At 62.1% G+C, this 12,539-nt stretch carries 10 protein-coding genes; 2 read left to right on the forward strand and 8 right to left on the reverse strand.

The features are described 5' to 3' along the window. The first annotated feature begins 50 nt into the window (after window positions 1-50). Both gyrB and NKJ15_RS01930 read left to right on the forward strand, forming a co-directional pair. Window positions 51-2,522, forward strand: coding sequence for a DNA topoisomerase (ATP-hydrolyzing) subunit B (gyrB, locus tag NKJ15_RS01925; protein ID WP_352578576.1), 2,472 nt, complete (start codon window positions 51-53; stop codon window positions 2,520-2,522). A 245-nt stretch (window positions 2,523-2,767) separates the two neighbouring features. After that, on the forward strand, window positions 2,768-3,673 hold the full coding sequence (locus NKJ15_RS01930) for a hypothetical protein (RefSeq protein WP_352813861.1): 906 nt from the start codon (window positions 2,768-2,770) through the stop codon (window positions 3,671-3,673). Between the two features lie 88 nt (window positions 3,674-3,761). Here the strand turns inward: NKJ15_RS01930 and NKJ15_RS01935 are convergent, their stop codons facing one another. The 8 genes from NKJ15_RS01935 to NKJ15_RS01970 all read right to left on the reverse strand — a co-directional run bounded on the left by NKJ15_RS01935 (window position 3,762) and on the right by NKJ15_RS01970 (window position 12,478). Beyond that, window positions 3,762-5,282 (reverse strand): hypothetical protein, encoded by a 1,521-nt coding sequence (locus NKJ15_RS01935; RefSeq protein ID WP_352681484.1) that lies wholly within the window; start codon window positions 5,280-5,282, stop codon window positions 3,762-3,764. A 92-nt stretch (window positions 5,283-5,374) separates the two neighbouring features. After that, a complete protein-coding gene (locus tag NKJ15_RS01940; protein ID WP_352454727.1) occupies window positions 5,375-6,772 on the reverse strand; it encodes an NAD(P)(+) transhydrogenase (Re/Si-specific) subunit beta in 1,398 nt (465 codons plus the stop codon). Window positions 6,773-6,778: 6 nt separating this feature from the next. Beyond that, on the reverse strand, window positions 6,779-7,201 hold the full coding sequence (locus NKJ15_RS01945; RefSeq protein ID WP_036238371.1) for an NAD(P) transhydrogenase subunit alpha part 2: 423 nt from the start codon (window positions 7,199-7,201) through the stop codon (window positions 6,779-6,781). Then, window positions 7,201-8,475 (reverse strand): Re/Si-specific NAD(P)(+) transhydrogenase subunit alpha, encoded by a 1,275-nt coding sequence (locus NKJ15_RS01950; RefSeq protein ID WP_352813863.1) that lies wholly within the window; start codon window positions 8,473-8,475, stop codon window positions 7,201-7,203. The genes NKJ15_RS01945 and NKJ15_RS01950 overlap by 1 nt, the downstream gene beginning before the upstream one ends. Before the next feature lie 81 nt (window positions 8,476-8,556). After that, a complete protein-coding gene (locus NKJ15_RS01955; protein WP_023676259.1) occupies window positions 8,557-8,781 on the reverse strand; it encodes an aa3-type cytochrome c oxidase subunit IV in 225 nt (74 codons plus the stop codon). Between the two features lie 173 nt (window positions 8,782-8,954). After that, the gene (locus NKJ15_RS01960; protein ID WP_013528205.1) at window positions 8,955-9,104 is read right to left on the reverse strand and encodes a DUF3096 domain-containing protein; all 150 of its coding nucleotides are present in this window, start codon (window positions 9,102-9,104) and stop codon (window positions 8,955-8,957) included. 119 nt (window positions 9,105-9,223) lie between these two features. Continuing rightward, entirely contained in the window at window positions 9,224-10,006 is a 783-nt protein-coding gene (locus tag NKJ15_RS01965; protein ID WP_352469883.1) for an N-acyl amino acid synthase FeeM domain-containing protein, read from the reverse strand. 150 nt (window positions 10,007-10,156) lie between these two features. Then, complete coding sequence (locus NKJ15_RS01970) at window positions 10,157-12,478, reverse strand: putative bifunctional diguanylate cyclase/phosphodiesterase (protein WP_352452207.1); 2,322 nt, start codon at window positions 12,476-12,478, stop codon at window positions 10,157-10,159. Window positions 12,479-12,539 lie beyond the last annotated feature (61 nt).

The following is a 12,539-nucleotide window of genomic DNA, read 5'->3' on the forward strand; positions in this document are numbered from 1 at the left end:
CGAAGCCGATTTTTCGCGCTCTGCACACGGCATCAATCAGACAGGTTTTCATGAGCGACCAGACCGACATCGCCAACGGCGTTGAAGCCGAATACGGCGCCGATTCCATCAAGGTTTTGAAGGGCTTGGATGCCGTTCGCAAGCGGCCGGGCATGTATATCGGCGATACCGACGACGGCTCGGGCCTGCACCACATGGTCTATGAGGTGGTCGACAACGCCATCGACGAAGCACTGGCCGGCCATGCCGACCTGGTGACGGTGACGCTCAATCCGGACGGATCGGTGACGGTCATCGACAATGGCCGCGGCATTCCGACCGATATCCACACCGGCGAAGGCATTTCAGCGGCCGAAGTGATCATGACGCAGCTGCATGCCGGCGGCAAGTTCGACCAGAACTCCTACAAGGTCTCAGGCGGCCTGCACGGCGTCGGCGTGTCGGTCGTCAACGCCCTGTCGGCCTGGCTGAAACTGAAGATCCGCCGCAACGGCCAGATCTACGAGATGAGTTTCACGCATGGCAATGCCGACGCGCCGCTGCGCATCACCGGCAGTTATGAACAAGACAAGGTCCCCGGCACCTATGAAGGGCGCAGCGGCAGCGAAATCACGTTTTTGCCGTCGTCCGAGACTTTCACCATGGTCGAATTCGACTACGGTACGCTGGAGCATCGGCTGCGCGAACTCGCCTTCCTGAACTCCGGCGTGCGCATCGTTTTGACCGATGCCCGCCATGCCGACATCATGCGCCATGAATTGCACTACGATGGCGGCCTCGAAGAGTTCGTCCGATATCTCGACCGGACGAAGAAGCCGTTGCTCGACAAGCCGATCTCGATCCGCGCCGAGCGCGACGGCATCACGGTCGAAGTCGCCATGTGGTGGAACGACAGCTACCATGAGAACGTGCTGGCCTTCACCAACAACATCCCGCAACGCGACGGCGGCACGCATCTGGCAGGCTTCCGCGGTGCGCTGACGCGCCAGATAACCGGCTATGGCGACTCCTCGGGCCTGACCAAGAAGGAAAAAGTGGCGCTGATCGGCGATGATTGCCGCGAAGGGCTGACCGCGGTGCTGTCGGTCAAGGTTCCCGACCCGAAATTCTCCTCGCAGACCAAGGACAAGCTGGTGTCGTCCGAGGTCCGCCCGGTGGTCGAAGGGCTTGTCAACGAAGCGCTCGGCACCTGGCTCGAGGAGCACCCGACCGAGGGCAAGGCGGTCATCGAGAAGGTCATCCAGGCCGCTGCCGCGCGCGAAGCCGCGCGCAAGGCACGCGACATCACCCGCAAGAGTTCGCTCGGCGTCACCTCGCTGCCCGGCAAGCTGGCCGATTGCCAGGAGCGCGATCCGGCGAAATCCGAGATCTTTATCGTCGAGGGCGACAGCGCCGGCGGCTCGGCCAAAGGCGGCCGTTCGCGCCAGAACCAGGCCATTCTTCCGCTGCGCGGCAAGATCCTCAATGTCGAGCGCGCCCGCTTCGACCGCATGCTCGGCTCCGACATGATCGGCACGCTGATTACCGCGCTCGGCACCTCGATCGGCAAGGACGAGTTCAACGCCGACAAGCTGCGCTACCACAAGATCATCCTGATGACCGACGCCGATGTCGACGGCGCCCACATCCGCACCTTGCTGCTGACCTTCTTCTTCCGGCAGATGCCGGAACTGATCGAACGCGGGCATCTCTACATCGCGCAGCCGCCGCTCTACAAGGTGACGCGCGGGAAGAGCTCGCAATACATCAAGGACGAAGCCGCCTTCGAGGAATTCCTGATCGGCTCCGGGCTGGAAGAAGCGTCGCTTGCGCTCAGCACAGGCGAGGTGCGGGCTGGACAGGACCTGCGCAGCGCCATCGACGACGCCTTGGCTGTCCGCCAGCTCATCAACGGATTGCACACGCGCTATAACAGAGGCGTGGTCGAGCAGGCAGCGATTGCCGGCGCGCTCAACCCGGAGATCTTCACCGACCTCCGCCGCGCCAACGAAACGGCCGAGCGTGTTGCCCGTCGTCTCGACATTATCGCCGAGGACACCGAGCGCGGCTGGATCGGCCGCATGTCGACCTCGAACGAGGGCATTGGCGGCTATGTCTTCGAGCGAACGGTGCGCAGCGTCAAGGAGTTCGCGCATCTCGACCTGGCATTGATCAATTCCGCCGACGCACGCCAGCTCGACCGCTATGCGCCGCGCCTGGCGGAAATCTACGGCGAGCCGCCGGTGCTGCGCCGCAAGGATGTCTCGGAAACCATTTCGGGGCCGCTGGCACTGCTCAATGCCGTGTTTGCCACCGGCCGCAAGGGCCTGACCATGCAGCGCTACAAGGGCCTTGGCGAAATGAACGCCGAGCAGCTCTGGGAAACGACGCTCGACCCGAATGTGCGCTCGCTGTTACAGGTCAAGGTCAATGACGCGACTGATGCGGACAGCTTGTTTTCACGGCTGATGGGCGACGAGGTCGAGCCAAGGCGCGAATTCATCCAGGAAAACGCGCTGTCGGTTGCCAATCTGGACATTTGAGTCGCCATCCAGATACCCAGCCAGCAGGCATGAAGTGTATTGGTGCGCCTTGGCGCACCAATACGACTGCTGCAACGCAACAAAGATCACCAGGACCGCCGGAACGGAAAGGCTTTCAAGGCATTGTAGTTGATCACAATCGCCGCAGGAGGCATCCATGGGACGTGGCATTTTGCTCTGGCTTCTCGGAGTCCCAATTCCGATCATTATTCTGATCATGCTGTTCGCACGGTAGGGAGGCTTCGATGCAGTCCACCGTAACAGCTGTCGACGTTTCCGCCCCGACGGAATCCGCTTCCACTGCTGTCAGCTGGGGGCCAATCGTCGCCGGCGCCTTTGCTGCGTCAACGCTTACCTTCATCTTGATGCTGCTCGGCTCCGGGCTTGGGCTGAGCATGGTGTCGCCATGGTCCGGCTCGGGTGCGTCAGTCACCACTTTCGCCGTTTCCACCGCCGTCTGGCTGATCGTCGTGCAGTGGCTGTCCTCGGCCCTGGGTGGCTACCTCGCCGGACGCCTGCGCACCAAATGGGTCGGCATCCACACCGATGAAGTCTTCTTCCGCGATACCGCTCACGGCTTCCTGGCCTGGGCGCTGGCGACGCTGCTCGTCGCCGGCGTGCTCGGCACGGCGCTTTCGGCCGCGATAGGTACCGGTGTCCAGGCTGCTTCGACTGTGGCATCGGGCGCGGCAATGGGCGCTTCGGCAGGTGCTGCTAGCGCCTCGACTGACAACGCCACATCGTATTTCGTCGATACGCTGTTCCGCCCGGCCGATCCGGCAAGGCTCGCTGCCGCCAATCCGGAGAGCGACGCTGCGGCAACGGCGCAGGCATCGCGCATTCTAATCGCGAGTGCCGCAGCAGGCGAAATATCGGCCGACGACAAGACCTATCTATCGCGGCTGGTGGCCGCCCGCACAGGCCTGTCCGAAGCGGATGCCACCGCTCGCGTCGATACGGTAATCGCCAGAGCGCAGGACGCCAAGGTCAAGGCCCAGCAGGCGGCCGACACCGCCAGAAAGGCAGGCGCGACCTTCTCGTTGATTGGCGCGCTGTCGCTGGTCGTCGGGGCCTTCATTGCCAGCGCGGCTGCAGCACTTGGCGGCAGGCAGCGCGACGACGAGGAAGCGATTTTCCTGACCAATCGTTGATCGGTGACTAAGCGAACTCGGTCCGCTTCGGGAAGATTACGCCCGAAGGGGACCTTGCTTTGAACTGCCGCCGCGCATTGCTTGCCGCCTACAGCTCAGCTTCCAGTTTGCGGCCGAGATCGACCGCATCGCGCAGCACGGCAAGGTGCGAGCGCGGCTGTACGCCGGCCAGCGCGTCGACCTCGACGCCGCTCGCCGTCAGCGACCAGTAGAGCCTGTGCGTGAAGACGCGGCCGCCCGAGCCGCGCAGCTCGACCTGGATGTTTTCCACGCCGGGACCAAAATTTTCCGTCATCCGCCCTGAAATCGGGTCGCCGGTCAGCCAGCCATTGCCCCTGTCGAAAATATTGGTCCAGCGTGTCGCGGCAAACACCGCGCCATGATGCACTGCCCGCTGCGGCTTGCCGGAATGGCTGCGCCCTTCCTGGTAGAGCATGGTCCCGCCCGCCGCTCTGTCGGCGATCGGCGGGCATGCTGAAAACAGGCGCTCGGCGATGCCGCGCCTGAATTCGGCGAGGTTGTAGGTCACCAGAAACTCGCTGTGGGTCAGCGGACTGCCGAGCGTGACGAAATCGCTGATCTTCCACGGCAGCGGATGATCGGCGTCGCCGACGCGAAGCTGCCGGTAGAGCTCCCATTGGCTGCGCCGGAATGCGGGGAGGTCATCGAGGCTGTCGGGCCAAGCGGAGGCATCGGCGACCAGCGTCGCCTTGTCGACGGCGTGGATCGCCTTCAGCCTCGCTTTGTCGCGAATGGCTTCCAACTTTCTAGGCCTGAAATCGGCCCACAATATCTGCAACAGATCATAGGCGATGATCGACCCGAGGCTGTGCGAGACCAGCACGATGCGGTCATAGGCATCGTCCATCATGAGACGCTTCAGCAGCTTGAGGCCACGCTCGCGGACCAGCGCCCGCTTCTCGACCGTTGCCGCTTCGGCCCGCACATAGGCGGCGACGTCGCCGAAATAGGGCAAGCCAAACTGGTCCACCGACCAGATGACGAACGACGCCAGAACCGTGACAAGCACACCCGTCGTCCAGGAGATGTAGCCTTGCCAGGTCGACGTTGCGAGCGCCAGCGCCGCGCCCAGGACCACGAGGGTGGCCAAAAGCGTGACGACATAGAGTTTGAGCACATCGCGCGGAATATCGGCCGGCTTGCGCCAGAGCAGGGTCGTCACCCAGGCAGCAAGGCGGCTTCGGGTCGTGCCCTGGGTGATGTCGGCCCAGTAAAGCTCGTAGAAATCGGTGCGGCGGCCATCGACATCATAGGGCGTGGTGATCCGGCGGAGTTCGTGCGAATTGGTCCGGCTGTCGGGCGTGATCCAGCTCTGGTTGATCTTCGCACCCATCGGGTCGGCCGGATCGGGGACATGGGCATAGAACGGTGCACGGGCCGGATCGTGGCTCCATACGGCCTGGACAAACTCCCTCAACGTGTCCATGGGCCGCTGCTCGCCCATGCCGTGCACGACCACTACCGCCTGGCTGCGCTTGCGTGGCGCCTTCTCTGCTGCGGTCAGATCGGCGGCCGGCGATGCAGCAGAACCAGGGTCGGGCACCAGCACCTCCACGATGACGCCGTTAGCAAGACGACGGGTCGGCATCGTAGCTTCAGAACCGGTAACAGCCAAGAAAAAGCCCGGCGCGGAGCCGGGCTGTATTCGACGATCGGCAGTGAGTTGGCAGCGACGCCGTTTCAGTGATCCATCGCTTTGACGATCTCCTCGGTCATCTTCTTGGCGTCGCCGAGCAGCATCATGGTGCCGTCCTTGTAGAACAGCGTGTTGTCGATGCCGGCATAGCCGGAGCCGAGCGAGCGCTTGACGAACAAGCAAGTGCGCGCCTTGTCGACGTCGAGGATTGGCATGCCGTAGATAGGTGAGGACTTGTCGTCACGAGCCGAGGGATTGGTGACGTCATTGGCCCCGATGACATAGGCGACGTCGGCCTGCGCGAACTCAGAGTTGATGTCCTCCAGCTCGAACACTTCGTCATAAGGCACGTTGGCTTCGGCCAAGAGCACGTTCATGTGGCCGGGCATGCGGCCGGCAACCGGGTGGATGGCGTATTTGACATCGACGCCGTTGGCCTTGAGCTTGTCGGCCATCTCGCGCAGCGCGTGCTGCGCCTGGGCGACGGCCATGCCGTAGCCCGGCACGATGATGACCTTTTGCGCATTCATCATCAGATAGGCGGCATCTTCGGCCGAGCCCTGCTTGACCGTGCGCTCGATGCCGTCGTTGGCAATGGCTGATGTCTCGCCGCCGAAGCCGCCGAGGATGACCGAGATGAAGCTCCGGTTCATGCCTTTGCACATGATGTAAGACAGGATGGCGCCCGACGAGCCGACCAGCGCGCCGGTGATGATCAGCGCCAGATTGCCGAGCGTGAAGCCCAGGGCGGCCGCGGCCCAGCCCGAATAGGAATTCAGCATCGACACGACCACCGGCATATCGGCGCCACCGATCGGGATGATGAGAAGCACACCCAGCACCAGCGAGGCGGCAACGATCAGCCAGAACACCACCTTGGACTCGGCGGTGACGAGCAGCACGATCAGCACGATCAGCGCAATGCCCAGGGCCGCGTTGATGAAGTGGCGGCCACCGATCATGATCGGCTTGCCCGACATGCGGCCGTCGAGCTTCAAAAAGGCGATGACCGAGCCGGTGAAGGTGATGGCACCTATGGCAACGCCGAGGCTCATCTCGATCAGTGCCTGGGCATGGATATCGGCGACGGTGCCGATGCCGAAGCTTTCCGGTGCATAGATGGCGGCGGCCGCCACCATGACCGCGGCAAGACCGACCAGCGAGTGGAAGGCGGCGACCAGCTGCGGCATCGAGGTCATGGCAATGCGCCGTGCCGTGACCGCACCGGCCGAGCCGCCTATCAGCAGCCCGAGCACTATGAGGCCGAAGCGCCCGGCCGAAGGGGTCGCCAGCGCCAGCGTCGTGGCGATGGCGATGCCCATGCCGATCATGCCGTACATGTTGCCCTGGCGGCTGGTGGTCGGATGCGACAGGCCGCGCAATGCGAGGATGAACAGGATGCCGGAGACCAGATAGAGAAAGGAGGCGAAGTTGGCGTTCATAGCGGCCTACTTTTCCTTCTTCTTGTACATGGCCAGCATGCGCTGGGTGACGAGGAAGCCGCCGAAGATGTTGACCGATACCAGCATCAGCGCAACGAAGCCGAAGCCGGTGGCAAGCCCTGAGGCCGAGATGCCGACGGCCAGCAGCGCGCCGACGACGATGACCGAGGAAATGGCGTTGGTGACCGCCATCAGCGGCGTGTGCAGTGCCGGCGTGACGGACCACACGACGTAGTAGCCGACGAAGATCGCCAGGACAAAGATGGCGAAGCGAAAGACGAAGGGATCGATGGCACCGCCGGACAGCGCGTGAGCGGCGTCACCCGCCGCCTCGGTGCCGGGCGCGGCCGCCAGGTTCTGCACCGCGAGCCGCACGGCAGCTGTCGCCTGGTCGAGCTGGTCGAGGGCTTTCTGCAGAGTCTGATCCATCACGCGATCCCTCCGGTGGTCTTGGGCTTCCTCGAAGCGGCCGTTTTCTTCGCAGCCGGCTTCGCCGAAGCCTCGGCAACCATCGTCCTGGCCGGAATGGCCGGTGGCTCGACATATTGGCCCTTTGGCGGCTCCTGCTCAGCCTTTGCGAAAGCCGGATGCACGATCTTGCCAGCATCGGTCAGCATCGTCGCCTTGACCAGTTCGTCGTCGCGGTTGATGGCAAGCGTCTTCGCCGCCTTGTCGACCAGCGTCTCGAGGAAGGCATAGAGGTTCCTGGCATAGAGAAGCGAAGCGGAGGCGGCGACGCGACCGGGAACGTTGAGATGGCCGACGATCTTTACCCCGTTGGCCGTGGTCACCACCTTGCCGGCTTCGGCGCCCTCGACATTGCCGCCGCGCTCGACCGCGAGGTCGACGATCACAGAGCCGGGTTTCATCGAGGCGACCATTGCCGCCGAGACCAGCTTCGGCGCCGGACGGCCGGGGATCAGCGCGGTGGTGATGACGATGTCCTGCTTGGCGATGTGCTCGGCGGTCAGCGCCGCCTGCTTGGCCTGGTATTCCTTCGACATTTCCTTGGCGTAGCCGCCGGCCGTCTCGGCCGCCTTGAACTCCTCGTCCTCGACGGCCAGGAATTTTGCGCCGAGCGAGGCGACCTGCTCCTTGGCGGCCGGGCGCACGTCGGTGGCGGTGACCACGGCGCCGAGGCGGCGCGCGGTGGCGATGGCCTGCAGACCGGCGACGCCGACGCCCATGACGAACGCCTTCGCTGCCGGTACGGTGCCGGCCGCCGTCATCATCATCGGTAACGCCCGGTCATATTCGGCAGCCGCGTCGATCACCGCCTGATAGCCGGCGAGGTTGGCCTGGCTGGATAGAACGTCCATCGACTGGGCGCGGGTGATGCGCGGCATGAACTCCATGGAGAAGGCAGTAACACCGGCCTTGGCAAGGGCAGCGACGGCAGCGTCGTTGCCGTAGGGATCCATGATCGCGATGACAGCGGCGCCGGACTTGTAGCCCTTCAGCTCGGCGTCCGTGGGCCGGCGCACCTTCAGCACGACATCGGCCCTGGCTGCATCGCCGGCCTTGCCGATCGCGGCGCCCACCCGGGCGAACTCCTCGTCGGGAATGCGCGACGCAGTGCCGGCGCCGGTTTCGACAATCACGTCGAAACCCAGTGCCGCCAGCCGCTTCACCGTGTCGGGGGAGGCCCCGACGCGCGGCTCGTTTGCGTCGAGCTCACGAGGGATGAAAACCGTCTGTCCCACCGCATGATCCTTTCGGCCGGAACCCTGTTACCGCAAGACATCGACCGACCCCGGCTGCGCCTTCGACAAAGGTTGGAGGAGTTATCGGAGAATAAAGGCGCCGATGGCCAGGATCAGCACGAATAGGATAGTCCCCGAGAAGAAGCCGCCCACAAAGAAGCCGAACGCCATGGCAAGAAGCACGGCGGCGCAAAATAGCGACCCATATTTGGCCAGCATCACAAAGCCGGCATAGGTGCGGTCGTGCTCGGCATAGTCCATCTTCGCGCCTAGTTCGACAGGACCGGTCGGCGTGTGTTCAGCCATTGGAATACCCCTTCGAAGACATCTTTCAGGCACATAGCGAAAAGCCGCGTTAAGGGCAATGGCGCTATTGCCGCATCGCCGCAGCCAACAATCTCAAGCAAAACTTGAAATCGCTGCGCGAAGCGCGGCGATACCAATCACAATGGATGGCAGGTCCGCTATTGCCTATGTCGTTAGCCGGCGAGATGCGGGAACAGACCGAGCAGGCCGACAACGATCAGATAAAGGGCGACGATATAATTGAGCAGCCGCGGCATCACCAGGATCAGCACGCCTGCAATCAGCGAGATAAGCGGGGTAAGGGCGAGCGTGGAAATGGTCATATCGGTTCCTTTGATCGGATCGCTATCGAAGCGATGCTTGGCGGATGCCGGCCATGCCGACCTACCACCAGCACCCTTGCCCAGAACGCCGAAGCGACCGGAAGGCTCCATGGGCTCGTTCAGGCGGCTTCGCGAAAATACTTGGCGGTGGGCAGGATGGTCAGCGGGGCGAGTTCGCCGGCACCGGGCGTATCGAACAACATGCGCTGCTCCATTGGCGTCGAACGGAAGAACGGAAAGCGAGCGTAGGTTTCATTCTTGATCGCCAGGACATCGGCTTGATAAAGCAGCGCGAAACAGTTGATCACGCCGGCATAGGGCCGCGCATCGCCAATCGGTCGCGCCCGATAGATGCGCTTGTAGAAAGCCGCATGGTCCTCGCGGATCATGGATATGCAATAAGGCGCGCCGAAATGGAAGCAAGCCATGCCCGCAAGGCGCAGCGTCACATACGGGATCTGCGGGTAAAGCCGTGACCATTCGGCGTCCACGGCAAAACGGCTCGGGTCGATAAAGACTTCGCCGGCCGCCAGACGCGGCATCAACAAGTCCTTGTAGACGCTGAGTGCTGGTGATGTGGCGTTATCAGCAGACACGTTATGCAGGCGCATTGTGCTGACCAGCCGCCCCTCGATATAGATTCCGAACGTATGGCAATTGGGCAGTTCGTCAAACTCGTCATGGACCTGACGGGACGCATTCTCGGGCACCAGATCGTTCATCCGATAGGAATTGTAGCGCAGCCTGTAAATGTTTTCGAAGTCCTCGCCGCTTTCACAGCGTCGGTACTCCGTCCGGTCAAGCAGCGCATAAACATGTTGCGCGAAGCTGGACATGGTCTCGGACGCATCTTTCCCACCAGCGCCCGCCGCATGGCCGAGCGAACTCAACTGGGCACACATGAACTCTATTCCCCGCGATTACCGCCACCAGCCGACACTACGGACGGGTCATGAGATGTAAAGATGAAAATAAGTAGGAGCTCGTTTACCGCCCGTTAAGGTTAACAATTAATAAAATTATACTAAAATACGCAGGTTTTCAGCGCGAAGTCAGCGCCGCGGCGCCTTCCTTGCCGTCTGGATGTCCTTGGCAAAGGGCCAGACGGTGCTCGACATCGTCTCGATGCCGGACGCGCTGAGTGCCGACCCGAACAGAAAGCCCTGGACCAGGTCCGGCTTGACCTGCAATGCCAGGATCTTGAGCTGTTCGAAGGTCTCGACACCTTCGACGGTAACCGAAAGTCCCAGCGGCCGTGACAGGTTGACGATGCCCTTGAGCAATTCGAGCGACCGGCTGTTCTGAGTGACATCCATCAGGAACGAGCGGTCGATCTTGATTTTGTCGAGCGGCAGTTTGTGGAGATAGCTGAGGCTCGAATACCCGGTACCGAAATCGTCGAGCGCAATGCGCACGCCGAGCCGCTTCAACTCCTCGATATATTGGCGTGTCAGCGACTTGTCGTCGAGCAGCGCCGTCTCGGTGACCTCAATCTCCAGACGTCCGGCGGAGAGACCGGATTCAGCCAGCGCGTCGCGAACCTTCTGGATGACATCACGGTTGCGGAAATCCTTGGCCGAGAGATTGACCGACACGCTGGTCTGGGCCGGCCATTTGGCGCATTCCGTGCAGGCCGCATGCAGGACGAAGGTGCTGATGTCGGAAATAATCCCCATTTCCTCCGCCAGCGGAATAAAGATACCGGGGGAAATCGGCCCGAGATCGGGATGATCCCAGCGGCACAGCGCTTCGCAACTGGCGATACGCATCGTGCTCATCGCGACGATCGGCTGATAGACCACCCGCAATTCGTTGTTTTCCACGGCGCTGCGCAGGTCCGCCTTCATCAGCTGACGGCTGCGGAAGGCAGCATCCATGGAGGCCTCGAACAGCCGCCAACCGTTCTTGCCAAGCTCCTTGGCCTTGTAGAGTGCAAGGTCGGCTTTGACGATCATGGCGTCAACGTCGGTATCCTTGACCCGCGACAGCACCGCGCCGCCGGAGGCCTGGATGCGTAATCCGTGGCCGGCGACATCGACCTCGCCCTGTAGATTGACAAAGATCTCGTCAACCTGGCCGGTCAGGTGGCTTTCATCCTCGATGCGCTCGAAGAAGATCATGAACTCGTCGCCGCCGAAGCGGCTGACGGTGATGCCTGGCCCAGCGACTGCCGCCAGCCGCTCGGCAACGGCGTAGATCAATCCGTCGCCGACCGGATGGCCGAGCGTGTCGTTGACGCTCTTGAAATCATCGAGATCGAGCACCACCAGCCCGCAGAGACGCTCGGGATCCCCTGAGGCCATGGCTTCCACCACCAACTCGTGGAAGTAGGCGCGGTTGGGCAGGCCGGTGAGACTGTCGTAGCGCGCCATGAAGCGGATCTTGTCTTCCGCCTCGACCCGGGCGGTGACATCCTCGAAAGTGACGACGCCCAGTTCCTGGCTGCCTTCGCGCGCCGAAAATTCATAGTGCTGGCCATTGGTGAGCGAGACCAGGACCTTGCGGTCGCGGCCCTCGCGCAACGCACGCGTCAGCTGGGCTTCGATGTAACGGCAATCTTTCGGCGCCAGCATGCCGCCTGCAGCGCCGCGCATCAGCAGACCGTGGATCGAGCGGCCTAGCAGCGCATCGGCCGATTTGAGCGACATCAGGTGCGCGGCTTCGGCATTGGCCACCGCCACCCGGCCGTCGGGACCAAGCATGACAAGGCCATGTGACATGGTGTTGAGCGCGCGGTTGAAACGCTGCGCGATGCGGTTCGCCTTCTTTTCCTCCGACAGGGCGGTAAACAGGACTTCGCGGACGATGTCGGCGAACCGCTTGATCGCAAACAGAAAAGGGGCCGACATCAGACCGAGGATGATGTGGTAGATATCGCCGCGCAGGATAAAGCCAAGCGATATGGGCCATGTGGTGGTTATGATAAAAATCATGACCATCCGCGGCGACCCATAATTGCGGCCGGCAATCGACGTGACCGATGCCAGAGTGACGCAGACAGAGGCTATTTCGGCATAATTGTCGTGGCTGTCATTTGCCAGATAGATACTGACGAAACAGAACGCGCCAAGCATGAAACCATGCATCGAACCGAAAATTATGTAATCGTTTTCGCGATCATGGGCTTCTTCCCACGTCGTCGGGGAAGGAAGTCGCCCGTATTTTCGGATGTTGCGAAGGCGCAGAGTACCGACAATGATGAGCCCAGCGGCAACTAGAAGATACGCCAAGTCCATGGTCTTCCAATAGACCAGAATGACGAGGAGTGTCTGCGCAACAAGGCCGATCGACAGCGTGAACCCGTCGCGAAACAGCGTTTCCACGAACGGAATGTAAACGTCGACCGGAATCTCGTTTTTTCGTCTCAGATTCACGCCTGGATCCCAACCCTGGGGAACCCAGCAGTGTCACATTGGCCTTAAGAAAGGTTTAGAG

This window comes from Mesorhizobium sp. M0207, assembly GCF_040321995.1.
Lineage (GTDB): Bacteria > Pseudomonadota > Alphaproteobacteria > Rhizobiales > Rhizobiaceae > Mesorhizobium.